21 protein-coding genes are annotated in these 26,093 nt (G+C 72.0%); 9 read left to right on the forward strand and 12 right to left on the reverse strand.

Annotated features, from left to right (window positions below):
* Nucleotides 1-9: 9 nt before the first annotated feature.
* The 5 genes from sucC to ACFVT1_RS00615 all read right to left on the reverse strand — a co-directional run bounded on the left by sucC (nucleotide 10) and on the right by ACFVT1_RS00615 (nucleotide 7,253).
* Complete coding sequence (sucC, locus tag ACFVT1_RS00595; protein WP_266358625.1) at nucleotides 10-1,191, reverse strand: ADP-forming succinate--CoA ligase subunit beta; 1,182 nt, start codon at nucleotides 1,189-1,191, stop codon at nucleotides 10-12.
* Between the two features lie 421 nt (nucleotides 1,192-1,612).
* On the reverse strand, nucleotides 1,613-2,935 hold the full coding sequence (locus tag ACFVT1_RS00600; protein WP_389791235.1) for a VWA domain-containing protein: 1,323 nt from the start codon (nucleotides 2,933-2,935) through the stop codon (nucleotides 1,613-1,615).
* Nucleotides 2,932-5,577: a DUF5682 family protein gene (locus tag ACFVT1_RS00605; protein WP_389791237.1), complete on the reverse strand. Its 2,646-nt coding sequence runs from the start codon at nucleotides 5,575-5,577 to the stop codon at nucleotides 2,932-2,934. Before ACFVT1_RS00605 ends, ACFVT1_RS00600 begins: the two co-directional genes overlap by 4 nt.
* Nucleotides 5,574-6,686, reverse strand: a complete 1,113-nt coding sequence (locus tag ACFVT1_RS00610; RefSeq protein WP_389791239.1) for an AAA family ATPase — start codon at nucleotides 6,684-6,686, stop codon at nucleotides 5,574-5,576. The genes ACFVT1_RS00605 and ACFVT1_RS00610 overlap by 4 nt, the downstream gene beginning before the upstream one ends.
* A 111-nt stretch (nucleotides 6,687-6,797) precedes the next feature.
* The gene (locus tag ACFVT1_RS00615; protein WP_389791241.1) at nucleotides 6,798-7,253 is read right to left on the reverse strand and encodes a hypothetical protein; all 456 of its coding nucleotides are present in this window, start codon (nucleotides 7,251-7,253) and stop codon (nucleotides 6,798-6,800) included.
* Nucleotides 7,254-7,386: 133 nt separating this feature from the next.
* On the opposite strand from ACFVT1_RS00615, the gene ACFVT1_RS00620 reads away from it, so the two are divergent.
* On the forward strand, nucleotides 7,387-8,823 hold the full coding sequence (locus ACFVT1_RS00620) for an SWIM zinc finger family protein (protein WP_389791242.1): 1,437 nt from the start codon (nucleotides 7,387-7,389) through the stop codon (nucleotides 8,821-8,823).
* Nucleotides 8,824-8,914: 91 nt separating this feature from the next.
* A complete protein-coding gene (locus ACFVT1_RS00625; RefSeq protein ID WP_389791244.1) occupies nucleotides 8,915-10,528 on the forward strand; it encodes a DUF5691 domain-containing protein in 1,614 nt (537 codons plus the stop codon).
* A 475-nt stretch (nucleotides 10,529-11,003) separates the two neighbouring features.
* Here the strand turns inward: ACFVT1_RS00625 and ACFVT1_RS00630 are convergent, their stop codons facing one another.
* Together ACFVT1_RS00630 and ACFVT1_RS00635 are read right to left on the reverse strand one after the other, a co-directional pair.
* Nucleotides 11,004-11,417, reverse strand: coding sequence for a cobalamin B12-binding domain-containing protein (locus ACFVT1_RS00630; protein WP_124716864.1), 414 nt, complete (start codon nucleotides 11,415-11,417; stop codon nucleotides 11,004-11,006).
* Between the two features lie 154 nt (nucleotides 11,418-11,571).
* Complete coding sequence (locus ACFVT1_RS00635; protein ID WP_389791246.1) at nucleotides 11,572-11,823, reverse strand: hypothetical protein; 252 nt, start codon at nucleotides 11,821-11,823, stop codon at nucleotides 11,572-11,574.
* 48 nt (nucleotides 11,824-11,871) lie between these two features.
* Between ACFVT1_RS00635 and ACFVT1_RS00640 the strand changes: the two genes are divergently transcribed.
* Together ACFVT1_RS00640 and ACFVT1_RS00645 are read left to right on the forward strand one after the other, a co-directional pair.
* Nucleotides 11,872-12,828, forward strand: a complete 957-nt coding sequence (locus ACFVT1_RS00640) for an esterase/lipase family protein (protein ID WP_389791248.1) — start codon at nucleotides 11,872-11,874, stop codon at nucleotides 12,826-12,828.
* Nucleotides 12,829-13,170: 342 nt separating this feature from the next.
* Nucleotides 13,171-14,757 (forward strand): M23 family metallopeptidase, encoded by a 1,587-nt coding sequence (locus tag ACFVT1_RS00645; protein WP_389791250.1) that lies wholly within the window; start codon nucleotides 13,171-13,173, stop codon nucleotides 14,755-14,757.
* Nucleotides 14,758-15,014: 257 nt separating this feature from the next.
* Here ACFVT1_RS00645 and pcrA read toward each other — a convergent pair whose 3' ends face one another.
* Nucleotides 15,015-17,459: a DNA helicase PcrA gene (gene pcrA / locus ACFVT1_RS00650; protein ID WP_389791252.1), complete on the reverse strand. Its 2,445-nt coding sequence runs from the start codon at nucleotides 17,457-17,459 to the stop codon at nucleotides 15,015-15,017.
* Between the two features lie 506 nt (nucleotides 17,460-17,965).
* On the opposite strand from pcrA, the gene ACFVT1_RS00655 reads away from it, so the two are divergent.
* Nucleotides 17,966-19,105, forward strand: a complete 1,140-nt coding sequence (locus ACFVT1_RS00655; RefSeq protein ID WP_389791254.1) for an NlpC/P60 family protein — start codon at nucleotides 17,966-17,968, stop codon at nucleotides 19,103-19,105.
* A gap of 215 nt (nucleotides 19,106-19,320) precedes the next feature.
* Here the strand turns inward: ACFVT1_RS00655 and ACFVT1_RS00660 are convergent, their stop codons facing one another.
* On the reverse strand, nucleotides 19,321-19,674 hold the full coding sequence (locus ACFVT1_RS00660) for a hypothetical protein (protein ID WP_389791256.1): 354 nt from the start codon (nucleotides 19,672-19,674) through the stop codon (nucleotides 19,321-19,323).
* A gap of 357 nt (nucleotides 19,675-20,031) precedes the next feature.
* On the opposite strand from ACFVT1_RS00660, the gene ACFVT1_RS00665 reads away from it, so the two are divergent.
* Together ACFVT1_RS00665 and ACFVT1_RS00670 are read left to right on the forward strand one after the other, a co-directional pair.
* Nucleotides 20,032-21,078 carry an NlpC/P60 family protein gene (locus tag ACFVT1_RS00665; protein ID WP_389791257.1) on the forward strand — a complete coding sequence of 349 codons (1,047 nt, stop codon included), beginning with the start codon at nucleotides 20,032-20,034 and terminating at the stop codon, nucleotides 21,076-21,078.
* A gap of 40 nt (nucleotides 21,079-21,118) precedes the next feature.
* Entirely contained in the window at nucleotides 21,119-21,895 is a 777-nt protein-coding gene (locus tag ACFVT1_RS00670; protein ID WP_389791259.1) for a GNAT family N-acetyltransferase, read from the forward strand.
* 1 nt (nucleotide 21,896) lies between these two features.
* Here ACFVT1_RS00670 and ACFVT1_RS00675 read toward each other — a convergent pair whose 3' ends face one another.
* Complete coding sequence (locus ACFVT1_RS00675) at nucleotides 21,897-22,592, reverse strand: response regulator transcription factor (protein ID WP_326767293.1); 696 nt, start codon at nucleotides 22,590-22,592, stop codon at nucleotides 21,897-21,899.
* Nucleotides 22,576-23,874 carry a PspC domain-containing protein gene (locus ACFVT1_RS00680; protein ID WP_389791261.1) on the reverse strand — a complete coding sequence of 433 codons (1,299 nt, stop codon included), beginning with the start codon at nucleotides 23,872-23,874 and terminating at the stop codon, nucleotides 22,576-22,578. The genes ACFVT1_RS00675 and ACFVT1_RS00680 overlap by 17 nt, the downstream gene beginning before the upstream one ends.
* 180 nt (nucleotides 23,875-24,054) lie before the next feature.
* Between ACFVT1_RS00680 and ACFVT1_RS00685 the strand changes: the two genes are divergently transcribed.
* Nucleotides 24,055-25,395: a PspC domain-containing protein gene (locus ACFVT1_RS00685; RefSeq protein ID WP_389791263.1), complete on the forward strand. Its 1,341-nt coding sequence runs from the start codon at nucleotides 24,055-24,057 to the stop codon at nucleotides 25,393-25,395.
* Nucleotides 25,382-25,645, forward strand: a complete 264-nt coding sequence (locus ACFVT1_RS00690) for a hypothetical protein (protein WP_362207950.1) — start codon at nucleotides 25,382-25,384, stop codon at nucleotides 25,643-25,645. The genes ACFVT1_RS00685 and ACFVT1_RS00690 overlap by 14 nt, the downstream gene beginning before the upstream one ends.
* Here ACFVT1_RS00690 and ACFVT1_RS00695 read toward each other — a convergent pair.
* Nucleotides 25,552-26,061 (reverse strand): DoxX family protein, encoded by a 510-nt coding sequence (locus ACFVT1_RS00695; protein ID WP_389792201.1) that lies wholly within the window; start codon nucleotides 26,059-26,061, stop codon nucleotides 25,552-25,554. The two genes, ACFVT1_RS00690 and ACFVT1_RS00695, sit on opposite strands and share 94 nt — an antisense overlap.
* Between the last annotated feature and the right edge of the window lie 32 nt (nucleotides 26,062-26,093).

The following is a 26,093-nucleotide window of genomic DNA, read 5'->3' on the forward strand; positions in this document are numbered from 1 at the left end:
CCTCGTCCTTTACTTCGCAGCCGCGGCGAGCTCGGCGGCCTTGTCGGCCGCGCCGTCCATGGTGTCCACGCGCTGAACGAGCGGGTGGTTGGCGTCGGAAAGGATCTTGCGACCCAGCTCCGCGTTGTTGCCGTCGAGGCGCACGACCAGCGGCTTGGTGACTTCCTCGCCCTTGGACTTGAGCAGCGCAAGCGCCTGGACGATGCCGTTGGCGACCTCGTCGCACGCGGTGATGCCACCGAAGACGTTGACGAAGACGGACTTGACGTCCGGGTCGCCGAGGATGATCTCCAGGCCGTTCGCCATGACCTCGGCGGAGGCACCGCCACCGATGTCGAGGAAGTTGGCGGGCTTCACGTTGCCGTGGTTCTCACCGGCGTACGCGACGACGTCCAGCGTCGACATGACCAGACCGGCACCGTTACCGATGATGCCGACCTCGCCGTCGAGCTTGACGTAGTTGAGGTTCTTGGCCTTGGCGGCGGCCTCGAGCGGGTTGGCCGCGGCCTTGTCCTCAAGCGCCTCGTGCTCGGGCTGACGGAAGTCGGCGTTCTCGTCGAGAGACACCTTGCCGTCCAGCGCCAGGACGTCACCGGAGGCGACCTTGGCGAGCGGGTTGACCTCGACGAGGAGCGCGTCCTCGGCGACGAAGGTGTCCCACAGCGTCACCATGACCTCGGCGACCTTCTCGGCCACCTCGGCCGGGAACTTCGCCTGGGCCACGATCTCGCGGGCCTTCTCGATCGTGACTCCGGTGTTGGAGTCGACCGGGACCTTCGCGAGGGCCTCGGGGGTCTTCTCCGCGACCTCCTCGATGTCCATGCCGCCCTGCACCGAGGCCATGGCCAGGAAGGTGCGGTTGGTGCGGTCGAGGAGGTACGAGACGTAGTACTCCTCAAGAATCTCCGGCGCGGTCTCGGCGATCATCACCTTGTGGACCGTGTGGCCCTTGATGTCCATGCCGAGGATGTCGGTCGCGCGGGCGACCGCCTCGTCGGGGGTGGCGGCCAGCTTGACGCCGCCGGCCTTGCCGCGGCCGCCGACCTTCACCTGCGCCTTGACGACCGACTTGCCGCCCAGCCGCTCGGTCGCCTCGCGGGCTGCCTCAGGCGTGTCGATGACTTCACCGGCCAGCACCGGTACACCGTGCTTGGCGAAGAGGTCCCTCGCCTGGTACTCGAACAGGTCCACGCGCGTCCGTCCCTTAATCAATGGTCTCGCGGTTCGTTTTCTGCGTGGGCGTGCCGCGAGGGGCAATGTGACTGCTCTGTCACTAGGAAGGCGCACAGGGTGACCCGGGGTACGCGGCATGTCCATCTCGCAGGTTATCCCCGCGCTCGACAGGACCCTAAATCGCAGATCCCACCTGGGCGGTGATTACGGTCACAGACCTCGCCGAGGGCCGGGTCGCGGTGGCCGACACCGCGCCGCGCGGTGCGCGGGGACGGACCCCGGACGGGCGGGGAGCGAGCCCCCTTTCACCACCGGCGCGAGCCCCGTTCCCCGATTCCCCTCCCCGATTCCCCGGCAGGCCTCGATGACGGGCCGCACCGAGGGACCTCTCCGAGGGGCCTCCCCCACGGGCCTCATCTACGGACCTCACCGACGGGCCTCACCGGGGGGCCTCCTTGTCCGGTACGGGAAGCGGCCTCTTCTCGATCGCCGCCGCCATCACTTCCGGGAAGAGGTCCGGCGTGCATGCGAACGCCGGGGCGCCCAGAGCCCCGAGGGCCGCCGCGTGGTCACGGTCATAGGCGGGAGCGCCCTCGTCGGACAGCGCGAGCAGCGTCACGAACTGCACGCCGGACGCCTTCATCGCGGCGACCCGCTTCAGCATCTCGTTGCGTATGCCGCCCTCGTACAGGTCGCTGATGAGTACGACGACGGTGTCGGCGGGCCGAGTGATCCTCGACTGGCAGTAGGCGAGCGCGCGGTTGATGTCGGTGCCGCCGCCGAGTTGGGTGCCGAAGAGTACGTCGACGGGGTCGTCGAGCTGGTCGGTGAGGTCGACCACGGCCGTGTCGAAGACGACGAGTCTGGTCCGCAGGGTGCGCATGGAGGCGAGCACCGCGCCGAAGACGGAGGCGTAGACGACGGAGGCGGCCATCGATCCCGACTGGTCGATGCAGAGGATGACGTCCTTCTTCACGGACTGCGCGGCCCGCCCGTAGCCGATGAGCCGCTCGGGGACGACGGTGCCGTACTCCGGGAGGTAGTTCTTGAGGTTGGCCCGGATGGTGCGGTTCCAGTCGATGTCGTGGTGGCGGGGCCGGTTGATCTTCGCCGAGCGGTCCAGCGCGCCGGTGAGTGTGGCCCGGGTGCGGGTGGCGAGCCGCTTCTCCAGGTCGTCGACGACCTTGCGTACGACCGCTCTGGCGGTCTCCTTCGTCGTCTCGGGCATGGCCTTGTTGAGCGAGAGGAGCGTTCCGACGAGATGGACGTCCGCCTCGACGGCCTCCAGCATCTCCGGTTCGAGGAGCAGTGCGGAGAGGCCGAGCCGGTCGATCGCGTCACGCTGCATGACCTGGACGACGGAGCTGGGGAAGTACGTGCGGATGTCGCCGAGCCAACGGGCCACGGAGGGGGCGGAGGCCCCGAGTCCGGCCGAGCGGTTGGTCCCGCCCCGGCCGCCGGATCTGCCTCCGCCGCCGTAGAGCGCGGTCAGTGCGCCGTCCATCGCGGCGTCGCGTCCGGTGAGGGTGCAGCCGGTGCTCTCTGCGCTGTCGCCGCCCAGGACCAGACGCCACCGTCGCAACCGTTCGTCGTCGGCGGGTCCGGGGCGCGCGCGGCCGGGGCGCACCGGGTGGTCCGCCGGGCCGGGGGCCGAGCCGTGAGCCCGGTGCGGTGCGGTGTCGGCCGCGTTCGCGATCACCCCATGGTCGTTCGTGATCACCTCTTGGTCGTTCGCGGTCGTCGCGTCGCTGTTCGTGGTCATCCCGTCGCCCCCAGCGGTTCCTCGACGATCCCGGCTCTCTCGTCCGTGCCGACGTCATCCGGGTCCGGATCCATGTCGGTGCCTGCGCCGGGGCCGGGGCCGGGGTCGGCGCCTGCGCCTGCACCTGCACCTGCACCTGCACCTGCACCTGCACCTGCACCAGTGTTGGTGCCGATGTCGGCGTCGGCGTCGGTGGAGGTGTCCAGGCCGAGCAGGAGGCGCAGGACCGGTACCACCGCATCGGCTCGGGCTCCGTCGAGTCCGGGGCCGAAGCCGGGTGCCGCCGCCACGGTGCCGTCGGCCCCGGCCGCCGGGCCCCCGGTGGCCGGACCGCGCCGTACGAGCTCGCCCAGCGTGCGCCGCACGCCCGCTTCGTACGCCGAAAAGGTGCGGCGCAGCAAGGGCAGCACGTCGGCGAAGGTGTCGGCGGGAACCCCGGTGAGCCAGGCGTCGACCAGGCCGAGCAGTCGCTCGTCGTGGACGAGGAGCATGCCTCCCCCGGCGGCTCCGCCGACGAACCCCTCGATCCAGGCCGCGGCGTCGGCCGGAGGTGTGCCGGGCGAGAGGGCCAGGCCCATCAGCCGTGCCGCGTCGTCCTCCGCGAGCCGCCCCTCGTCGAGCAGCAGGCGGGCCGCGCGGCCCCGGATGACGCCCGCGACCGTGTCCCGGGTGGCGAGCTTGTGCAGTACGGCGGTCCAGCGCTCGCGCAGCCCGTCCCCGTCGGTGTCCGTTCTGGCGGCCCCGGTGAGCAGGCCGATCGCGGTGTGGACCCCGTCCACCCGGCGGCGCAGTCCGGCGGCGCCGTCGGCGTCGAGTCCGGTGCAGGCGGGTGGCAGTCCGACACAGATCCGCTCGGCGAGCCCGGCCGCGACCTCGCCGAGCGCCGCGGTGTCCGTGGACCGCACGTCGCCGTAGCGCAGAGTGCGGGCCAGCGCGGGCAGGGCATCGGCGAGATGCCCGACGTCGGCGTCGAGCGCGGCACGGTCGGCGAGGGCCCGCATCACCACGGGCAGCGCGTCGGGCAGGTCTGCGAGGAGGCAGTGCTCGGCCAGTGCGGTGACGTCGGCGAGGCCGGTCGCCGAGGTCGCCTGGAACTCGGCCTTGGCGGTCGCCGCGGAGAGCACGGTGGTGCCCCAGGTCCCGGCCTCAGCGACCTGGACGTACAGCTCGGGTTCCCAGCGCAGCCGCCAGCTCTCCCGGAAGGTGCCGGTGCCGGCCCGGCCGGTCGCGGGCTCGCCCCAGCCGACGGCGAGGATCCGCAGCCGGTGGAGCAGCCGGCTGCGGGCCGCGTCGGTGTCCTTGCGCAGGTCGAGCTCCAACTCCCGCTCCAGCGCCTCCGGTTTGAGCCGGAGCGTGCGCTGCAGCCGGGCGAGGTCGCGCTGCAGGGGAACGGCGGGGGCGGCCTCCGGTACGTCGCCGAGCGTCTCGCCGACGATCAGCCGGTCCCGTACGAGCGCGAGCGGCACGTCGGACCCCTCGCACATCACGGCCCTGATCGCATCGGTGGTCTCGCTCAGCCCGGCGAGCGGCCGGCCGCGCATGGCTGCGAGGGTCTCGGCGAGCCGGACGGCCTCGATGACGTGGGCGGACGAGACGAACCGGTCCTCGTCGCGCAGGAGGCCGGCGACCTTGGTCATCCACCGCTCGATCGGGCGGTCGGTCGCGTCGAAGAGGTGTCCGTACCAGCCGGGCGAGTCGATGCCCGCCCCGTAACCGCTGTGCCGGGCGAGCCTGCGGTGCGACCAGGGCACCCAGGTCAACTCGGTCTTGACCTTGGGCAGCCCCTTGAGCAGGGCTCGGTCGGCGGCGAGTGTGGTCCTCGTGCCGAGCGCGGGCACGTGCCAGGCGCCGCAGACAACGGCAAGGCCGTCGCCGAACTCCTTCACCGCCTTGCGCAGTTGGATGCGCATGTACGCCTCCCGCACGGTGTCACGAGGATGGCCGCCGTCGCCGTACACCTCGCGCAGGGCCGTCATCGCCTCGGCGAGCACGGCGAACGGTGCCAGCGGGTCGGCGGCCGCTCCGTCCTGGGTTCGGTGTTCGACGACGTCCTCCCACCAGCGCTCCGGGTCGTCGTAACCCGCCGTTTCGGCCAGTACGCCGATGGGGTCGATCGGGACACGCGCAGGCGAGTCGCCGCCAGGCGTCCCCCCGTCCACGCTCCCTACTCCGTCCCCGTTCCCGTCTTTTTTGTCCCTGCCCCTGTCTCCGTCCCCGTTCCGGTCCCTGCCCCTCTCCCCGTCCCTGTCCCCGTTCTCGTCGACGCCCCCGTCCTGGCCGTCCCGGCGTTCCGCTGCCTGTGCCATGGCCAGCGAATGCGCCGCGGGCAGGTCGATGAAGCGGACCGGCACGTCGTGCGCCAGCGCCCAGCGGATCGCGGCCCATTCGGGCGAGAAAGCGGCCATAGGCCAGAACGCCGCCTGCCCCGGATCGTCCACGGCGTGGGCGAGCAGCGCGACCGGCGGCCGCATCTGCTCGTCGGCGGCCAGCGGAAGGAGTGCGTCACCCTCCGGAGGTCCCTCGATGAGCACGGCCTGCGGGCGGGCGACGTCCAGGGCGGCACGGACGGCACGGGCCGAGCCCGGTCCGTGGTGCCGCACCCCCAGCAGCAGCGGTCCCCCGGGCCGCGCGGCCCGGGTCATGCGGATACCTCGCGACAGGCGCGGTAGAAGTCCTTCCACCCGTCCCGCTCCCGGACGACGGTCTCCAGATACTCCTGCCAGACCACCCGGTCGGCCGCGGGGTCCCGGACGACCGCGCCGAGGATGCCCGCCGCCACATCACCGGGGCGCAGCACTCCGTCGCCGAAGTGTGCGGCCAGTGCCAGGCCGTTGGTGACGACGGAGATCGCCTCGGCCGTCGACAGCGTCCCCGAGGGGGACTTGAGCTTGGTGCGTCCGTCGGCGGTGACACCGTCGCGCAGCTCGCGGAAGACGGTGACGACGCGTCGGATCTCGGCCAGGCCGTCGGGCGCGGCCGGGAGGTCGAGCGAGCGTCCGATCTGGTCGACGCGCCGGGAGACGATGTCGACCTCGGCATCGGGGGTCTCCGGCAGCGGCAGCACGACGGTGTTGAACCGGCGGCGCAGCGCGCTGGACAGCTCGTTGACCCCGCGGTCGCGGTCGTTGGCCGTGGCGATGACGTTGAAGCCGCGAACCGCCTGGACCTCCTGGCCCAGTTCGGGAACGGGGAGCGTCTTCTCCGACAGGATCGTGATGAGCGAGTCCTGTACATCGGCGGGGATACGGGTGAGTTCCTCGATCCGCGCCGTCATGCCGTCGGACATGGCGCGCATGAGCGGGCTGGGCACCAGGGCGTCGCGGCTGGGGCCGTGCGCGAGCAGTTGTGCGTAGTTCCAGCCGTAGCGGACGGCTTCCTCCGGGGTGCCCGCCGTGCCCTGGACGAGCAGTGTCGAGTCGCCGCTGACGGCGGCCGCGAGGTGCTCGGACACCCAGGTCTTGGCGGTGCCGGGAACACCGAGGAGCAGCAGGGCCCGGTCGGTGGCGAGTGTGGTCACGGCGACTTCGACGAGGCGGCGCGGGCCGACGTACTTGGGCGTGATCACCGTGCCGTCCGGGAGTGCGCCACCGAGCAGATAGGTGGCGACGGCCCACGGGGAAAGCCGCCACCGGGCGGGCCGGGGGCGGTCGTCGGCCGCGGCAAGGGCCTTCAGCTCGTGGGCGAAGGCGTCCTCGGCATGCGGTCGCAGGGCCTGTACGCCGTCGGTGGCGGTGGTTTCGGACACGGTCATGGATCCCCCTCCAGATCGGTCGACCCGATGTGGTTCCCACCGTGCACCATGGCACTGACAATCGGCCCCGACCGCAGGTCAGGGCCGATTCGGCCGCTACGGGCAGAGAGTTCAGCCCGCCACCGGCGAGACCGCGACGCAGCCGCCCGCGGCGATGAGCCCCTCGCCCTCTGCCTCCTTGACGACCTTGCCCTTGTGCGTGATCGAGCAGGCGACGTCGGCCCCGTCCTCGTCCAGGGCGATCGGCGTGACGGCGGGCGGCATGATCCCGCGCAGTGTGACGGTCTTGCGCCACGGCAGCGTGGGTGACTCGACGGTCTCGGCCTTCGGTTCCATGGCCTTGCCCCCGCCCCCGTGGAACTGGTTCTCGTCGACGCCCGTGCCGGTGACCTCGTAGATGACCCCGTACGTCTCGTCCACGGCCTTGTCCACCTGGTCCACGGCCTCGGAGCAGGCGCCGAGGCCCAGGGCGAGGCCGAGGACGACCGCTGCGCAGAGGACGGTACGCGCGGTGCGGACGGTACGGAAGTTGCGACTGGTGCGGACGTTGCGGACGGTGTGGCTCATCGGTTGATCCCCCCGGATCCAGAGGTCGGAAGCTCGCAGCGAATCGCAAAGAGAAGGTAAAGCCAAACGCTGCGCAGGACGACGAATGAGCAGGTCAGGTTGATTGTCAGTGGTGGGCTCTACCGTCGTTCCCATGCTGCTATCTCACGGGGGAGAACCCTTGCGCACCGCCGGACCGGCGGCGCGCTGGACGGTGGAGCAGGTCCTGGCACTGGCTCCTGACGACGCCTCACGCACGGCGGGGAGCAAGCTCGGTTCGGCCGGCCCGTGGTCGGGCGGCGGGTGTGACGGTTCGGGTGCGGTGTGGGGGCTGTGCAAGGGAAGCGGAAGCAAGCCGTATCAAACGGTGGTGGACACCACCGGCCCCGCGTACAAGTGCAGTTGCCCCAGCCGGAAGTTCCCCTGCAAGCACGCGCTGGGACTGCTGCTGGTCTGGGCGTCCGGCCAATCGGCCCTGCCTGCGGGCGAAGTCCCGGACTGGGCCGGTGAATGGCTGACGGGCCGTCGCGAGCGTGCGGCACAGCAGGGGGAGCAGGCCGGGTCGGCGGCGGGCGGCGCCTCGGCCGCGGGCCCGGCCGACCCGGAGGCGGCCCGGCGGCGGGCCGAGCGCCGGGCCGGGCGGATCACCGGCGGAGCGCAGGAGCTTGAGCAGCGGCTGGCAGACCTGCTGCGCGGCGGTCTGGCGGCGGCCGATCAGTCGGGGTACGGGCTCTGGGAGGAGACGGCGGCCCGCATGGTCGACGCCCAGGCGCCCGGACTGGCCGCCCAAGTACGGGAGTTGGGCTCCATCCCGGCCTCCGGTCCGGGCTGGCCGGTACGGCTGCTGGAGGAGTGCGCGCTGCTGCATCTGCTGGACAGCGCCTGGCTGGGAATCAGCCGGCTGTCGGAACCACTGGCGGCCACGGTGCGTACCCGTGTGGGGTTGACCGCCCCCGCCGAGGGCCCACCGATCCGCGACCACTGGCTGGTCCTCGCGCAGTACGACACCCCGGACAGCAGGATCGTCACACGCCGGATCTGGCTCTACGGGAGGGAGTCGGGCCGTACGGCGCTGCTGCTCTCCTTCGGGGCGGCCGGGCGCTCCCCCGGACTGGCCCTGCCGGTGGGGGTGACGATCGACGCCGAGCTCACGCTCCATCCGGGCGCGGGCCGGCTGCGGGCGGAGCTGGGGCAGCAGTTCGGTGTCCCGTCCCCGGCCGCCACACCGCCTCCGGGCGGCACGGCGGCGACCGCGATCGGTGCGTACGGAGACGCCCTGCGGGACGACCCCTGGCTGGACGCCTGGCCGGTGACGCTGCGCGAGGTCATACCCGTGCCGTCCGGGGACGGCTGGCAACTGGCCGACGCGGCGGGCGAGGCCGCCCTGCCCCTCGCTCCGTCGGCGTTGTCCCGGCCCGGACTGTGGAAGCTCGTCGCGCTCTCCGGCGGCTCCCCGGTCACGGTCTTCGGCGAATGCGGCCACCGCGGCTTCGACCCGTTCGCGGCCTGGTCCTCGGACGCTGGCGGCACCGCGGGAGGGGCCGGGATCAGCGGCGCCGACACGACGTCCGAAACGGTGCCGCTCATCTGACGCCGCATGCGAAGGACGCGAAGGAAACGAAGGACGCGACGGATTTGAAGGGCTGAAAAGTCCGAAAGGCTCGATGTCCGGAGGGGGACCAATGCCTCGCACCACCACACCCGCGCCATGGGAAGACCTCGTCACCTCGGCGCTTCTCGGCACCGACCGCCGCCCGGCCGAGGGGGACGGCGGGCCGGCCGGACTGCTGGATGCGGCGGCGCTCCACACCGTGCGGCGCAGAGCAGGGCTGCTGCCCGCCTCCGCCGCCCCGCGGCCCGAGCCCGCACCCGCCGACCCGAGGCCACCGCTGCCCTCCGCCGCGCGACGCAGGCTGGCCCAACTGCTCGCGGACCGGTCGGCGGCGGGCGGCTCGGGCGGTCGGCGCGGTGCGGCTCCCGATCTCACGGAGCTGATCCCGCAGTGGCTGGCCACCGCCAACCAGCACGGCTTCCGAGCCCCGGCCGCACTGCTCCCGCCCCTGCTCGACGCGGCCAGGTCCCGTACCGATCTACGTCCCCAGGCCCTGGCCTTCGCCGGGCCGCGCGGACTGTGGCTGGCCGGGCTGAACCCCGAGTGGAAGTTCGCCCTGCGCGGCTCGTCCGGCGGCTCGTCGCTGCCCGACGTCACGGCGCCGGAAGCGGTCACCCGGCTGTGGGAAGAGGGGCTGTTCGCCGAGCGGGTCGCCCTGCTCGGGGCCGTACGGGCGCACGACCCCCGCGCGGCGCTCGCACTGCTCGCCACCACGTGGCCCACCGAACGCGCCGAGGACCGGCTGATGTTCCTCGATTCGCTGCGCACGGGTCTGTCCACCGTGGACGAGGCATTCCTGGAACAAGCCCTCTCCGACCGGAGCCGCAATGTGCGCTCGACGGCTGCCGAACTGCTGTCCGCGCTGCCGGAGTCGGCGTTCGCCGGACGGATGGCCGCCCGTGCGACATCCTGCGTGAGCCCGGACCTCTCGGGTGACGAGGCATCCGTCGCCGTGGAGGCCCCGCACGAATGCGACGCCGCGATGGAGCGCGACGGCGTGGTGGCGGCGCCGCCGTCCGGGCGGGGCGAACGCTCCTGGTGGTTCGGCCAGTTGGTGGAGGCGGCCCCGCTCGCCACCTGGCCTGCGCGGTTCGGCGGCCGCACCGCGCAGGAGGTCGTCACCCTGCCGGTGGCCGACGGCTGGGCCGAAGAACTGCATGCGGCCTGGTGCCGGGCAGCGGTGCGGCAGCGGGATCCGGAGTGGGCCCGCGCATTGCTCGGCGCCCCGTCCGTCCCACCGTCGAGCGGCCCCGGCACGGCGTCGCTCGCCGAGCGGTCGAAGCTCCTCGCCATACTTCCCGCGGCCGAACGGGGCGGATGGGTGGCCGACTTCATCGCGGCACACGGACTGTCGGAGGCGTTCCAGCTGCTCGGGGTCTGCCCGACGCCCTGGTCCGAGCCACTCGGCCGCTCGGTCGTCGACGCGCTGGACATCGCCCGGGACGCGGGCAGCTATCCCTGGAGCTTCAGCGGCGTGATGGGCCTGGCCGAACGCTGCCTGAACCCGGCCGAAGCAGACCGCCTGGAGGTCCTCACCACCACCCCGGACGAACCGGAAAACGCCTCACCGGGCGCGAACGGCTACTGGTCGGAAGCCTTCCAACGACTGGTCTCCACGCTGCGACTGCGCGCGACGATGGAGCGGGAGCTGACACCGGCCCGGGAGGAACCGATACCGGCCTGAAACGAATCGCCGGACCTCCACCGGGGGAGAGACAGACGCGCCCGCGGCTGAGCGCGCACCCGTCCGAGACAGATCCGCGGACGCCGGACACCTGGGCACGGGGGCAGCCGTCGAGCGCCGGGGCAGGGGGTACAGGCAAGCCGGGCAGCCGGTCCCGGGCGGGTTGCTCCGGGCCGATCAGCCGGGGACGCCGGCCCGGCCCGGAGCAACCGGCCCAGGGCGGGCAGACCGGGCGGCCGACCGAGGGGTGGCCCGGCCCGAGGCGGCTGCCCCAGGGCGGTCGGCCCGGATACGCGGACCCGACGGCCCTGCCCCCGGGCGGCCGACCCAGGGGGCCAACTCGGGGGGCCAACCCAGGGTGGCCAGACCGGACGGGCGGACCGAATGGACGGCGGACCGAATGGACGGCGGGCCGAATGGACCGGCGGGCCGGCCGGGTGGACCCTTGTCCGGGGGTGCCTCGGGGTGGTGGGGGTCAGGCTTCGGCGGGGTGACGGACGTTCGCGTTGACCCAGTCGACGATCGACGTCGTCGTCGCGCCCGGGGTGAAGATCTCCGCGACGCCCTGGTCCTTCAGCGGCGCGATGTCCGCCTCCGGAATGATGCCGCCGCCGAAGACCTTGATGTCCTCCGCCTCGCGCTCCTTCAACAGCTCGATCACCTTGGCGAAGAGCGTGTTGTGCGCACCGGAGAGGATCGAGAGGCCGATCGCGTCGGCATCCTCCTGGATCGCGGTGTCCACGATCTGCTCGGGCGTCTGGTGGAGCCCGGTGTAGATGACCTCCATACCGGCGTCGCGCAGCGCCCGCGCGATCACCTTGGCCCCACGATCATGGCCGTCCAGGCCCGGCTTGGCCACCACCACACGAATCGGACCGGTCACACCCATCACTGCCTCCACATGCGTCTCCCGTGCCTGTAGGGCCGGGGATGTGAACGAACGTTATCTACAGCATCCCGCAACCCGCCGTTTCACGGTGTACGGGGAGGGGGAAATCACACGTGGGACATGTTCACCGGGTGCCGTTCCCGTTTGACGCGGCTCACCTGCCGTGCGGGACCGGCCGCCAGGGGAGCCGCTTCGAGGTCGTCGTACCACCGCGCCGCCAGCCGCGCGGCACGGTGGTACGGCCCGTCGGACCCATGGCCATCGGGTCCGGCGACCAGCCGTCCGTCGGCCGTCCGCCTGCTGTCCGCCGGTCACCGACGGACAGCAGGGGCCCGGCCATCAGGACCGGACGCCGGTCGGACAGGCAGGCCGCCCGTACCTCCGCAACGGCACCCCACGAGGGCATACGGGGACCGGAGTCGCCTCCCCCGCTTGCCGAAGCAGGAGGTCGGCCATGCAGGTCCTGCCTTTCCTACCGCTACTGCCGCACCGGCCGTGTCCGTGCCGCACCCAGCTGTCATCCGCCCTGCTCAAGGCCACTGCCCTCGAACTGGTGGTCCTCGCCGGGCATGTGCTCCTCTACCCCACCGGCATCGCCGGGGAGCGGCGGCCCGCACCGTGCCCGGCCGAGGCGCCCACCGACACCGCACCCGCCGAGGCGTCCGCACTCCGCGCCGAGGGCGGCGAACAGCCGCCCGTCGTGCTCCTGCACGGCTTCATCGACAACCGTTCGGTCTTCCTCCTGCTCCGCCGCTCCCTCGCCCGGCACGGCCGACGCCATCTGGAGTCGCTCAACTACTCGCCGCTGACCTGCGACATCCGTGCGGCGGCCGAGTTGCTCGGCCGGCACGTCGAGGAGATCTGCACCCGCACCGGACACCATGAGGTCGACATAGTCGGGCACAGTCTCGGCGGCCTGATCGCCCGCTACTACGTACAGCGGCTGGGCGGTGACCGGCGGGTCCGCACCCTGGTCACCCTCGGCACGCCGCACGGGGGCACGGCCGTCGCCCCGCTGGCCAGCGCTCACCCCCTCGTGCGCCAGATGCGTACGGACTCCGCGCCGATCGAGGAACTGCGCAGGCCGGCGCCCGGCTGCCGCACCCGGTTCGTGAGCTTCTGGAGCGAGCTGGACCAGGTGATCGTCCCCGCCGAGGCGGCCTGCATCGACCATCCGGATCTCGACGCGGTGAATGTACGCGTCAGCGGGATCGGCCACCTCGCGCTCCCCGTGCATCCGACCGTCGCCACAGCAGTCCGGCAGGCGCTGGAATCCCGCGAAGCGATGACCGGGACCGCGGGAACCGCAGGAACCGCCAGGGCGACCGGGACCACCGGGACTGCTGGGGCTGCTGGGGCTGCTGGGACTGAAGGAGCAGCCGGGACCGAGGGGTCAGCGGGGGCTGCTTGAGCCGGGCGGGCAGGACGAGCAGGTCCTGCCCGGCCTCAGCCACCACTTCCCATCGCTTCCCACCCCCTCGCCCGCTCCCCACCCCCTCGCACCGCTTCCCACCGCCTCCCGGCCCTCACCGGACCACGCAAATAGAACGCGTTTCGAACATAAGGCCAAGGCTGTGTGGACAGGCCGTCGAAAGACGGCCGATTGCCCGTTTCCTGAGCCGCCCGAAGCCGCCGAAGATTGTCGACGCCGCATACCGCCGGGTACAGTCGCGGCCACTACTCCCCCTGGGATTCGGATTCCCCCACCGGACCCCAGACCACAGGTCCTGCTGCCGAGGCGAGAGAGAAGTTGGTGAACGACCAGCACCCCCACGCCGGGTACGCCGGATACGACAGCCAGGCCACCGGCAGCTTCGACAGCGACCCGCTCTTCGGTTCCCTCCCGGGTGGCTACGACGGCGGCTACGGCGCCGGGCAGACCGGATACAGCGGTCAGTACGACTCCGCACAGTGGGACACGGGCGCGCACCCGACCACCTCGTACGACACTTACGCCCCGTACGCGACAGAGTCCGAGCAGCAGCCGTACGCAGCGGGCCCGCAGTACGGCGCCACGGCCACCTGGACACCCGCCACCGCCGCCTTCGCCGACCTTCCGGAGCAGGCCGGCACCCCCGACGCCACGGGCCAGTGGGAGACCAACGGCTGGCACCAGACCGGTCAGTGGGCGACGACCCACACGGCCGCGTACGACACCGGCGCGTACGACGCCACCGCCTGGAACACCGGCGCCACGCCCGAACACGAAGAGCAAACCGCGCAAACTACGCAAACCGCACAGGTGTTGGACGAGGCAACGGCAACACACGGGGCACACGGGGTACACGGGGCACAACAGCCGTACGAGGCGCGCGACCCGTACGAGCCGCACGACACCGCCCAGTTCAGCACCGCCGAGTTCAGCACCACCCAATTCAGCACCACCCAATTCAGCACCGCCGAATTCAGCCTCCCCGAGAAGGACTTCGACGCCGACCGGCACGAAAACGGCTCCGCCACGACCGACGACGACGTGAGCGGCGACGACGTGACCGGAAACGCAACCGGTGATCCGGCCGGTGATCCGGCCGACGCCGTGCCGGATGTCCGCCGTCCTCTCAGCCGCCCCGCCACCCGCGGCGGTGGCGGCAGCAGTCGTAGTCGGCGGCGTTCCCCCGCGAAGCGTTCCGCGCTCCTCACCGTCGCCGTTCCCTCCGCCTGTGTGATGAGCGTGGCCGGTATCGCTGCGGCCTCCGTCGGCGGACTGGGCGGCGAGGACAAGAAGGACGACAGCAAGACCACGATGGCGGCCGCCGATCCAGGCTCCGTCAAGCCGGTCGCCGCCAACAACAAGCTGGACACCCAGCTCGCCAACCTCAGCGCCGACGCCGAGAACTTCGCGGACCGCGCCAGCCGCACCCAGGAGCGCATCGATCTGCGGGAGCGGCAGGCCGCCGAGAAGAAGAAGCGCGAGGACGAGGCCGCGCGCAAGGAGGCGTTGCGCCCCAAGTACGTCATTCCGGTCGCGCGGCACGGCCTCAGCGCGTACTTCGGGCAGGCGGGTGTCAACTGGATGTCCGTGCACACGGGCATCGACTTCCCCGTCTTGTACGGCACGCCCGTGATGGCCGCGACCGACGGCACCGTACGCACGCAGTGGAACAACGCCTACGGGAACATGGCCATCGTCACCATGGCCGACGGGACCGAGACCTGGTACTGCCACCTCAGCAGCACCAAGATCCGCTCGGGCCCGGTCAAGGCCGGTGACGTCATCGCGTACTCCGGCGACTCCGGAAACTCGACCGGTCCGCACATGCACTTCGAGGTACGGCCCAGTGGCGGTGCGGCGATCGACCCGCTCCCCTGGCTCCGCAGCCACGGCGTCAACCCGACCTGAGCCACCCCACCGGACGGCCGGACCCTACGGCCGTCACCCGGTGAACCACGGCCGTCACCCCGGCAACGTGAGCCACGGCCCTCACCCCGCGCCCGACGCCCCGCCCCCGACGCGGCATGCCCAAAGACCGGCGCAACGCACCCGGCGCCCGGTGTTCGACATGCCATGCCCAGCGGCCGGAGCAACACACCAGGCGGCCGGAGCAACGGTCCCAGTCGCCTGCGCGCCTGCCCGTCCGCCCCGGCCGTCGCGCCCGCCTACAGCTTCTCGACCGGCGCGTACCGCAGCAGCAGCTTCTTCGGCCGCTCGTCCCCGAAGTCGACCGTGGCCTTCGCCTGGTCGCCGACGCCCTCGACCGCCGTCACCGTGCCGAGGCCGAACTGGTCGTGCGTGACCCGGTCCCCGACGGCCAGCGTGACTGTCGGCTTGTCCGAGGTCCGCCGGGTCGCGAAGCCCGAGGGGCCGGAGCGCGCACGCGACGAGGACAGCGACGAGGTGATCCCCGACGTGGGCCCGGCCGGAGCCGCCATCGGCCCGGTCCGCTTCCACTCCAGGTGCTGGTCCGGGATCTCCTCCAGGAACCGCGACGGCGGGTTGTACGAGGGCTGGCCCCACGCGCTGCGCATCGCCGCCCGGGTCAGATACAGCCGCTCGCGGGCCCGGGTGATGCCGACGTACGCGAGCCGCCGCTCCTCCTCCAGCTCCTTGACCTGGCCGAGCGCCCGCATGTGCGGGAAGACACCGTCCTCCATGCCGGTCAGGAAGACCACCGGGAATTCGAGGCCCTTCGCCGTGTGCAGCGTCATCAGCGTGATGACGCCGGAGCCGTCCTCGTCCTCGTCGGGGATCTGGTCGGAGTCGGCGACGAGTGCGACCCGCTCCAGGAACTCGGCCAGGGTGCCCCTGCCCTCCTCGCCGGACTCCCCGCGCTCCTGCTCGAATTCGAGGGCGACGGCGGCGAGCTCCTGGAGGTTCTCGATGCGGGTCTCGTCCTGCGGGTCCGTGGACGCCTGGAGCTCCGCGAGATAGCCGGTCCGCTCCAGGACGGCCTCCAGGACCACCGCCGGTCCCGCGCCGGACTCGACGATCGTGCGCAGCTCCTCCATCAGCGTGTTGAACCGCTTGACGGCGTTGGCCGACCGGGCCGCCATGCCGTACGCCTCGTCGACCCGGCGCAGCGCCTGCGGGAAGGTGATCTTCTCGCGCATGGACAGCGCGTCGATCATCGCCTCGGCGCGGTCCCCGATGCCGCGCTTGGGCACGTTGAGGATGCGGCGCAGCGGGACGGTGTCCTCGGGGTTGGCGAGGATCCGGAGGTAGGCCAGGACGTCCCGGACCTCCTTGCGCTCGTAGAAGCGCACGCCGCCGACGACCTTGTACGGCAGGCCGACGCGGATGAAGATCTCTTCGAAGACCCGGGACTGCGCGTTCGTACGGTAGAAGATCGCGACGTCGCCCGCCTTGGCGTCGCCCGCGTCGGTCAGCCGGTCGATCTCGTCGGCGACGAACTGCGCCTCGTCGTGCTCGGTGTCGGCGACGTAGCCGGTGATCCGGGCGCCGGTGCCGGCGTTCGTCCACAGGTTCTTGGGGCGGCGGCTCTCGTTGCGCTCGATGACCGCGTTGGCGGCGGACAGGATCGTCTGCGTGGAGCGGTAGTTCTGCTCCAGCAGGATCGTGGTCGCGTTCGGGTAGTCCTCCTCGAACTGGAGGATGTTGCGGATGGTCGCGCCGCGGAAGGCGTAGATCGACTGGTCCGCGTCACCGACGACGCACAGCTCGGCGGGGGCGTCGCCCTCGCCGGCCGGGCCGACCAGTTCGCGCACGAGGGTGTACTGGGCGTGGTTGGTGTCCTGGTACTCGTCGACCAGGACGTGCCGGAAGCGGCGGCGGTAGTGCTCGGCGACGTCGGGGAACGCCTGGAGGAGGTGGACCGTCGTCATGATGATGTCGTCGAAGTCCAGCGCGTTGGCCTCGCGCAGCCGGGACTGGTACATCGCGTAGGTCTGGGCGAGGGTCTTCTCGAAGCCGTCCGCGGCCTGGCCGGCGAAGGTCTCCTCGTCGATCAGTTCGTTCTTCAGATTGGAGACCTTGGCCGTGAACGACTTCGGCGGGAAGCGCTTCGGGTCGAGGTCGAGATCGCGGCAGACCAGGGCCATCAGCCGCTTGGAGTCGGCGGCGTCGTAGATCGAGAACGACGAGGTGAAGCCGAGCTTCTTCGATTCGCGGCGCAGGATGCGTACGCACGCGCTGTGGAAGGTCATGACCCACATGGCGTTGGCGCGCGGCCCGACGAGCTGCTCGACGCGCTCCTTCATCTCGCCCGCGGCCTTGTTGGTGAAGGTGATCGCCAGGATCTGCCCGGGGTGCACCCCGCGCTCGGCGAGGAGGTGGGCGATCCGGTGGGTCAGCACCCGGGTCTTGCCCGAGCCCGCCCCGGCGACGATGAGCAGGGGCGAACCCGCATGGACGACGGCGGCGCGCTGCTCGGTGTTCAGCCCGTCGAGGAGCGCCGCGGGGTCGATGACGGGGCGGGGGGCGCCGTCGCGGTAGTACGCGTCCCTGGGCGGCGGGGGCCCGTCGAACACACCCGCGAAGAGGTCCTCCGGCACCGCTTCGGGTGCGGAGTCCTCGGGGGGCGGCGGGGGCTCTTCCTCCGAGTGCTGGAGGCCGGCCAGGAAGCTGTCGTCAAAGAGGCTGCTCATCGCTTGCCGAGTCTAGGCCGCCGGACCGACACACGGAGGCCGCATGCCGAACCGCACCCCGGCCGCATGACGAACCCCACTCCACGGCCGGGCACGCAAAGAGAGCGGACAGCCACTGCGGGTGAGACGGACGGGGCCCCCGTCCGTCCCCGCCGCCCCACTTCACGAAGGTCACGAACATGTATCGGGCATATCGAACATCAACCTTCACAGCGGCGTCATGGGTTGGCTAGCGTGCTCGACCGGGCGGCCCGTCCCCCCTGAGGCGAACCACGCCGAGCGGGCGCCCGCGCCGAATCCGGGCTGCCCTCGCGGGCGTTCGGAGCCGGGGACCCACACGCAGCACCGGGGTGAATCGGTCCTTATCCCCCACTCGGACCGCAGGGCAGCCTTCCGTTCCGCCCGCACCCGACAGCTGGGGTCTTTCGTTTGGATCGGGCGAGCCCGGCGTGATCCGAACGAGAGGCCCTGACCCGGCAGGCGGTCCACGGAAGGAGATGCCCGCCTTGGCGTCGCATCGCAAACCACGCACCCGGGTGCGCACCACCACTCCGGCCGTCGGGCTCACGACGGCGGCACTGGCGTCCGTGACCCTGCTCTCCACCCAGAGCGCCACGGCCGCCCCCGCGCCGAAGCCCGGAATCGAGGACGTCCAGAAGAAGGTCGACGGCCTCTACCGGCAGGCGGGCACCGCGACCCAGCAGTACAACCGGGCGAAGGAGGCCGCCACCGCCCAGCGCACCGAGGTCGACGCCCTGCTGAAGGACGTCGCCGAGCGCGCGGACAAGCTCAACGACGCCCGCAGGACGCTGGGCAGCTACGCGGCCGCCCAGTACCGCGGCGGCACCGTCGCGCCGAGCGCCACCTTCTTCCTGGCCGACGACCCGCAGTCGTACTTCGACCAGAACCAGCTGATGGACCGGATGACCAGCCGCCGGCAGAAGGCGATCACGGACTTCCGTACACAGCAGGCCGCGGCGGCGACGAGGCGTGCCGAAGCAGTGCGGAGCCTGGAGACGCTGACCACGACGCAGGCCACGCTGCGCACCAGCAAGCAGAACGTCCAGAAGAAACTGGGCGAGGCGCGCGCGTTGCTGTCGGAGCTGACCGCGCAGGAGAAGGCGCGGCTCGCGGCGCTGGAGCGGAAGAAGGAGGCGGAGGCCCGGCGCAAGGCGGAGGAACTGGCCAAGAAGCAGGCCGCCGCCAGGGCGGAGGCGGACCGCGAGGCCGCGAAGAAGACGGGGTCCGGCGGCGGTACGGGAACGGGCACCGGGACCGGCTCGGACAGCAGCGCCTCCACCAAGGCGGAGAAGGTGCTGGCCTTCGCCCGGGCCCAGATCGGAAAGCCGTACGTCTGGGGCGCGACGGGTCCGTCGTCGTACGACTGCTCCGGGCTCACCCAGGCGGCATGGAAGGCCGCGGGCGTCGACATCCCGCGCACCACCTGGGACCAGGTGAAGGTCGGCACCCGGGTCGCCACGGCCGACCTGCGCCCCGGCGACCTCGTCTTCTTCTACGACGACATCAGCCACGTCGGCATCTACAAGGGCGACGGAATGATGATCCACGCGCCGAAGCCGGGGGCGAACGTGCGCGAGGAGTCGATCTACTACATGCCGATCTACGGCAGCGTGCGGCCGGCGTAGTGGCCGGCCTCGCCGTCGCCCGAGGCGTGAGCCGGCCGTGCCGCCCAGCGGCCGGTCGGCTCACCGGCCGCCCCGCGCACCGGTCGGGTCACGCCCCGGAGCCGGGCCACCCCTGCGACTGGCTCACCCCCGAAGCCTGCCCGCCTCCCGAAGCCGAGCCGCCCCCGGCAGGCTCGGGCCTCGGGCCTCGGGGCGGCGGTCTCCGGCCTCGGTTCTCAGGTCCAGAGCGTGGCGATGAAGATGTTGGCGAGCGTCAGCCCGCCCACGGCCGCGAAGGCGCCCTTGTCGACCTTCTCCTCGTCCCGCTTGATGTAGACCAGCGCCAGGACGACGACCAGGAACAGCAGCTTGACCCCGATCTTGACGTTGTTCACCTGGCCGCCGTCGGCCTGGTTGAGCCCGACCAGCGCGACCCCGGTGACCAGCATCGTCAGCGCGCCGTGCAGCATCGCCGGGACGAACCGGGCCGCGCCCGCGCCCATCGCCTTCATCTGGGTCAGGAAACCGCCCAGCAACGCGGCGATACCGATGATGTGCAGGGCGACGAAGACATGAATGAGTACGTCCATGAGGCCGCAGCCTAGCCCCGCCCATATCACCACTCCGCAGCCAGGTGCGGCTTCCTGGCACTTCACTCGCGTCTGCACCAATTGCCTGACTCTGTTGCCATTCTTCCGATCAGATAGCGACAATGTCGCGCCAAATTCGGGCAATAGGCTTCATTACGACTCTTCCTCGTGCCCCGGGTTTAGCGTCCCTGACCAGGTGACCGGCTTCACCGCCGCTCCGCACCCGGAGGGCACGCCGGTCACCCCGCCGAGAGATCCGTCGGCGGGCCGCTCCCCCGTTGGCGGCCCGCCGACGGGCCTCGGGCGGGCCCGCCGGTAGTCCCCGACGGGCAGTCGCCAGGAAGGACGCACGCCCCCGTGGCAGCGCACCGGAAACCCAAGCAGCGCCCGTACACCGGCTCTGCTGCCCGCACCGCGGCGACCCTCGCCTTCGCCGGAGCCGCCACCGCTGCCGTACTGCCGGGCCCGGCGCACGCCGATCCCCAGCGAAGCCCCGCCCAGGTCAGGGCCGAGGTGGACCGGCTCTACCACGAGGCGGAGGTCGCCACCGAGCAGTACAACGGCGCGAAGGAGAAGGCGACCGCCGCCGCGGATGCCGTCGACACCCTGCGCGACGAGGCCGCCCGCAGGACCGAGCGCCTCAACGCCTCGCGCGACGCACTGGGTTCGTTCGCCGCCGCGCAGTACCGCACGGGCGGCCTCGACCCGTCCGTACAGCTGGCGCTCTCCTCCGACCCCGACCAGTACCTGGAGCGCGCGTCGTACGTGGACCGGATGGGCGACCGGCGGGCCGCCGAGATCGGCGAGGTGGAGCGGCAGGTCGCCGGGATCGCCCAGCTGCGCGCGCAGGCCAAGGGCAGGCTGTCGGCGCTGGCGGCGCGCCAGGCCGAGCTGGAGAAGCACAAGGCGACGATCAAAACCAAACTGGCCGACGCGCAACGGCTCCTCGCCACCCTCTCCCCGGCCGAGCGCGCCGCCTACGAGGGTGCGGACGGTGCGCGTTCCGCCGGCCGGGCCGACCGCGGCACCGGGCGCGGCACCGTCCTGGCCCCCGACGCCCGCGCCGCCGAGGCCGTCGCGTTCGCGTACGGGGCGCTCGGCAAGCCGTACGTCTGGGGCGCCACCGGCCCGTCCTCGTTCGACTGCTCCGGGCTCACCCAGGCCGCCTGGCGCTCCGCCGGTGTCGCGCTGCCCCGGACCACGTACACCCAGATCAACGCCGGACAGCACATCTCGCGCTCCGAACTGGCCCCGGGCGACCTGGTGTTCTTCTACTCGGGCATCAGCCATGTCGGGCTCTACATCGGCAACGGCCAGATGATCCACGCCCCGCGCCCGGGGGCGCCGGTCCGGATCGCGCCCATCGATCAGATGCCCTTCGCCGGAGCGACCCGGGTGACGTAGGCTCCCGGCTTCCGGTCGATCGGCTAGAGGACACCCACACATGCCCATGGACGTCGAGGTCCAGATCCACGCCCGTACGCTCGCGCTGCGCTCCCCCGGCCATCTGCGGGTCGGCCCCTTCACCGTGCGGTACAACGCCGGCTGGTCGACCAAGTACGCCAATTACGCGATACCCGATCAGGACGCCGAGCCGACGGCCGAGGAGATCGACGCGCTGATCGCGGCGTTCCGCGAACACGACCGGCTGCCCCGGCTGGAGTTCCTGCCCGGCTGGGCTCCCGCGGTCGAACCGGCCCTGCTCGCCGCCGGGTTCACCGTCGAGAACCGGGCCCCGGTCCTGGCCTGTGACCCGGGCGGTCTGCTGCTCCCGAAGCCGGTAAACGCCCTCACGATCACCGAGCCGGTGACCGATGCGGAGTTCGATGCCGCCGCGCTCGTCCAGCACCTCGGATACGGCGGTACGGGCGAGCCCGAGGGCGGCGAGGCGGCCTGGCTGCGCGAGGCGGCCGGGGGCGGCGGGGTCGCGGCCCTCGCCGCGGTCGACGGCGTCCCGGCGGGCGCGGGCGGCTGCTCGATCCCGGTCGACGGCCTCGGCGAACTGGTCGGCCTCGCCGTCGCCGCCGCCTTCCGCCGCCGCGGCATCGGCGCCGCGCTCTGCGCCCACCTGACGGCGACCGCCTTCGCGCGGGGCTGCCGGGCGGTGTGGCTGGAGCCGGGCGACGCCGATGTGGAACGGATCTACGCGGGCATCGGCTACCGCAGGGTCGGCGAGAAGCTGAACATCTCGCTCGACCCCGACTCCGCGGCCGTCGGCTGACTCAGACCAGCCGTCGCGCCGTCGCCCACCGGGTCAGCTCGTGCCGGTTCGACAGCTGGAGCTTGCGCAGCACCGCCGAGACGTGCGACTCGACCGTCTTCACCGAGATGAACAGCTGCTTGGCGATCTCCTTGTACGCGTAGCCGCGGGCGATCAGCCGCAGCACCTCGCGCTCGCGCTGCGTCAGCCGGTCCAGGTCCTCGTCGACCGGCGGCGCGTCCGTCGAGGCGAAGGCGTCGAGGACGAAGCCGGCCAGCCGGGGCGAGAACACCGCGTCGCCGTCCTGGACCCGGAAGACCGAGTCGACCAGGTCCGTGCCGGTGATCGTCTTGGTGACGTAGCCTCGGGCGCCGCCGCGGATGACGCCGATGACGTCCTCGGCGGCGTCCGAGACGGACAGCGCCAGGAACCGCACCGGGTTCTCCACGGCGCCCATCAGCGGGGCGCAGCGGCGCAGCACCTCGACGCCGCCGCCGCCCGGCAGGTGGACGTCGAGGAGGACGACCTCGGGGCGGGTCGCCGTGATGACGGTGACCGCCTGGTCGACGTCGGCGGCCTCGCCGACCACCTCGACGCCCGTCTCCTCGGTGCGGCCGATCTCGGCCTGGACACCGGTGCGGAACATCCGGTGGTCGTCGACGAGCACGACCCGTACCCGGCGCTCCGGGCCCCCGGTCGCCTCAGTGGTCTCCGTCATCGCTCGCCCTCTCCATCTCCAGCTCGACTTCCGTGCCCCCGTCGGGCACCGAACGCAGTCGCGCCGTACCACCGTTGCGCTGCATCCGGCCGATGATTGATTCTCGTACGCCCATTCTGTCCCCCGGCACGGAATCCAAGTCGAATCCCGGGCCCCGGTCGCGCACCGAGACGAAGACCGTACGGCCCTCGACCTCGGCGTAGACCTGCACGGCGCCGCCCTCGCCACCGTACTTGGCGGCGTTGACCATCGCCTCGCGCGCGGCCTGCATCTGCGCGGCCAGCTTCTCGTCCAGCGGGCAGTCGCCGACGACGACGACCTCCAGCGGGACGCCGTGCTTGTCCTCGACCTCGGCGGCGGCGCGTCTGACCGCCTCGGCGAGGGTCTCGGGTTCGTCGTCCTCGTCCTTGCCGGTGCCCTCGGGGTTGTAGAGCCAGTTGCGCAGTTCGCGTTCCTGGGCGCGGGCCAGTCTGCGGACCTCGCCCGCGTCCTCCGCGTTGCGCTGGATCAGGGTGAGGGTGTGCAGCACCGAGTCGTGGACGTGGGCGGCGACCTCGGCGCGTTCCTGGGCCCTGATCCGCATCGTGCGTTCCTCGGAGAGGTCCTGGGTCATGCGTACGAGATAGGGGCCGGCCAGCAGCGCGATGCCGGTGAGGACGGCGATCGCGGCGGTCAGGACGTTGCCGAGCTGGGCCGCGGAGCCGCGTACCACCATGAAGACGGCCAGGCCCAGGCCGACCAGGGCGACCCCGGCCAGTCCCCGGGCCAGATGGAGGACCCGGCGGCGGTTGCCGACCTCCATCCAGCGGGCGCGCCGGGCGTTGTCGGCCTGCCGCCACACCAGTACGGAACCGGCGCCGATCAGCAGCGTGGGCCAGATGTAGCGGTCGGCCTTGCTGCCCATGTCGACATTGCCGACGAAGATCATGGCGCCGATGAACAGCGCGATGAGGGCGAAGACCTGGCCCCTGTCGGGTGTGCGGAGCCGGCGGCTGCCGTCCGGGGCGGTCGCGAAGAGGGAGCGCGGCGCCTCGACGCCGCCGACGCCGAGCGGGACGACGATCCAGAACACGGCGTAGAGCAGCGCACCGAGGCCGTCCGCGAAGAACAGGCCGAGGAAGACGAACCGCACCCAGGCGACCGGCAGCCCGAGATGCCCGGCGAGACCGCGCGCGACGCCGCCGAGCAGCCGTCCGTCGGCGCTGCGGTACAGCTTGCGCAGCGGTTGCTCCTCCGGGTCGGCGTTGAGGGAGCTTGTGGCTCGGGGGGTGGCGGCAGGCATGCACCGATCGTCACATGTCCGTACGGGTGCAGGCATCAGGGTCCGCCCCGGACTCGACCCTGAGAGCCCGTCCCGAAGGTGCGCGGCCGCGCACCTTCGGGGACCCGTGGGGGCAATATCAGGGATCGGCCAGGGTCGGCGCGGGTCCCGGACCGGCGCTCGGCCCGTCACCATGGAGCCATGACCGTTCCCCAGGACGCCTCCCCCGGTGTCGCACCGCCCTCCGGACCAGGACCGCAGCTGCGGCGCACCCCGCGCCACAAGGTCGTGGCCGGGGTGTGCGGCGGGCTCGGCCGGTACTGCGGCGTCGACCCGGTGATCTTCCGGATCGTGCTCGGTGTGCTGTCCGTGACCGGCGGCGTCGGGCTGATCTTCTACGGCTTCGCGTGGCTGCTGATCCCCCTGGACGGGGAGGACGAGAACGAGGCGCGCCGGCTGCTGTCCGGCCGTGTCGAGGGTGCGTCGCTGATCGCGGCGCTGCTCGCGCTGATCGGCTGCGGGCTGTTCCTCTCCATGCTGGGCAACGGCGGCACGCTGGCGTTCTCCGCGATGCTGTCGCTCGCGGTCGTCGGCTTCGCCGTCTGGACGCAGAACCGCAGGACGGCGGCGCCCGAGGACCCGCTGCACCCGGCGACCGCGCAGGCGGTGGCGGACGCGCCGCCCGAGGTGAAGGCGCCGCCGTCGCCGGGCAGCCCGTCGTGGTGGCGGGACCCGATCGTCAAGGACGGCACCTCCGGGCCGGTGGGTCCCGGCTATCTGTGGGGTCCGGCCGACGCGGCGCCGGACGACCGGAAGGCGCGCCCCGGGGGGGCGACGCCGGAGAACCCGTTCCGCGCGCCCCGGCGGGAGCCCGGCACCACGGGCCCGGCCCCCATCGGCGGCCTCGTGTTCCTGCTCGCGCTGATCGCGGGCGGGCTGGGTACGGGGCTGAGCTGGGAGTCCCATCCCCTCGGCACGAGTCTGCAGATCGGTCTGGCCGCGGCGCTCGCGGTGTTCGGGCTGGGGATGCTGGTCAGCGCGTTCTTCGGAAGGACCGGGTTCGGCACGGTCATGCTGTCGATGGTCACGGCGGCCCTGCTGGCGGGCGCCTCCGCGCTGCCCAAGGACATCTCCACCCAGTGGGTGCGCGAGGGGTGGCGGCCGGCCTCGGTGGCGGCGGTCCAGCCGCGCTACGAACTGGAGTCCGGGGTGGCGCGGCTGGATCTCACGGAGATCGCGGTCCCGCCGGGCGGCACCGTCCGGACGGCGGTCAAGGTCGGGGCGGGCCGCGCGGTCGTCGTCGTACCGCAGGCGGTAACGGTGAAGGTGGACGCCAGGGCGGCCCTCGGCGACATCACGCTGCCGCTCAGCCGGCCGAGCGACGCACCGGCCGAGCTGATGGGGGGCGAGGTGGACATCAACCCGTCGCAGAACGAGCACAGGACGATTCCGCCGCCCCCGGGCAGCAAACCGGCCGGCACGGTGGAGCTCACTCTCGAAGTCGGCATCGGAAAGGTGGAGGTCACCCGTGCTGCGTCATGAGATCCGCCCGGGGCGGGCGGTTGCGGGCGTGGCCATGCTCGCTCTGGCAGCGGGATACGCGGCGGACGCGGCGGGGGTGTGGGACGCCCCGTGGGTCTTCTTCTTCCCGCTGTTCTTCGGCGGCCTCTGGCTGGCCGCCACCGCGACCTGGGTCAACTACCGGATCCGTCGCCGCCGGGACGCGAGGAAGGCGTCGGCGGAGAACGCCGCGGCCCCGCCGAGCAGCAGCGGCAGCCAGGCGATGAAGTAGGCCAGGTCGTTGCCGAAGTAGTACGGCTTGACCTGCCAGCTGACCGTCAGCCACAGGCTCAGCGAGATCAGCGCCCCGCCGAGCGCGGCGAGCCGCGCCCGGAACCCGATCAGGGTGCCGATGCCGACCAGGAGTTCGCCGATGGCGATGGCGTACCCGAAGGCCCCCGGGCTCTTCAGCGCGAGGTCGACGAGGGCCGGGACCGCCGCCGAGTCGCGTACCCCGTGCATGGTCTCGCCGATGGAGCCGGCGCCGCTCGCGCGGAAGAAGGAACTGTCCGTCAATTTGTCGAGCGCCGCGTAGATGAAGGTGATGCCGAGGAAGATCCGCAGGGGCAGCAGGGCGTGTTCCCGTGCCAGCTCCTTGAGCCCCCTCGACTCGCCCAGACCGCGTACGTTCGTGCCGTAGCCCAGCATGTGGCTGCTCGCCTTCCGTAGATCCGTCACCA

Origin of the sequence: Streptomyces sp. NPDC057963, from assembly GCF_042887155.1 — a bacterium.
Lineage (GTDB): Bacteria > Actinomycetota > Actinomycetes > Streptomycetales > Streptomycetaceae > Streptomyces.

Excerpts from the sequence above, each read along its gene's own strand:
- ACFVT1_RS00600 (WP_389791235.1), bottom strand. The coding sequence starts at position 2,935 with ATGACCACGAACAGCGACGCGACGACCGCGAACGACCAAGAGGTGATC.
- ACFVT1_RS00620 (WP_389791242.1), top strand. The coding sequence starts at position 7,387 with ATGCTGCTATCTCACGGGGGAGAACCCTTGCGCACCGCCGGACCGGCG.
- ACFVT1_RS00610 (WP_389791239.1), bottom strand. The coding sequence starts at position 6,686 with ATGACCGTGTCCGAAACCACCGCCACCGACGGCGTACAGGCCCTGCGA.
- ACFVT1_RS00680 (WP_389791261.1), bottom strand. The coding sequence starts at position 23,874 with ATGCCTGCCGCCACCCCCCGAGCCACAAGCTCCCTCAACGCCGACCCG.
- ACFVT1_RS00670 (WP_389791259.1), top strand. The coding sequence starts at position 21,119 with ATGCCCATGGACGTCGAGGTCCAGATCCACGCCCGTACGCTCGCGCTG.
- ACFVT1_RS00605 (WP_389791237.1), bottom strand. The coding sequence starts at position 5,577 with ATGACCCGGGCCGCGCGGCCCGGGGGACCGCTGCTGCTGGGGGTGCGG.
- ACFVT1_RS00640 (WP_389791248.1), top strand. The coding sequence starts at position 11,872 with ATGCAGGTCCTGCCTTTCCTACCGCTACTGCCGCACCGGCCGTGTCCG.
- ACFVT1_RS00635 (WP_389791246.1), bottom strand. The coding sequence starts at position 11,823 with ATGCCCTCGTGGGGTGCCGTTGCGGAGGTACGGGCGGCCTGCCTGTCC.
- ACFVT1_RS00675 (WP_326767293.1), bottom strand. The coding sequence starts at position 22,592 with ATGACGGAGACCACTGAGGCGACCGGGGGCCCGGAGCGCCGGGTACGG.
- ACFVT1_RS00685 (WP_389791263.1), top strand. The coding sequence starts at position 24,055 with ATGACCGTTCCCCAGGACGCCTCCCCCGGTGTCGCACCGCCCTCCGGA.
- ACFVT1_RS00615 (WP_389791241.1), bottom strand. The coding sequence starts at position 7,253 with ATGAGCCACACCGTCCGCAACGTCCGCACCAGTCGCAACTTCCGTACC.
- pcrA (WP_389791252.1), bottom strand. The coding sequence starts at position 17,459 with ATGAGCAGCCTCTTTGACGACAGCTTCCTGGCCGGCCTCCAGCACTCG.
- ACFVT1_RS00630 (WP_124716864.1), bottom strand. The coding sequence starts at position 11,417 with ATGGGTGTGACCGGTCCGATTCGTGTGGTGGTGGCCAAGCCGGGCCTG.
- ACFVT1_RS00660 (WP_389791256.1), bottom strand. The coding sequence starts at position 19,674 with ATGGACGTACTCATTCATGTCTTCGTCGCCCTGCACATCATCGGTATC.
- ACFVT1_RS00625 (WP_389791244.1), top strand. The coding sequence starts at position 8,915 with ATGCCTCGCACCACCACACCCGCGCCATGGGAAGACCTCGTCACCTCG.
- ACFVT1_RS00695 (WP_389792201.1), bottom strand. The coding sequence starts at position 26,061 with ATGCTGGGCTACGGCACGAACGTACGCGGTCTGGGCGAGTCGAGGGGG.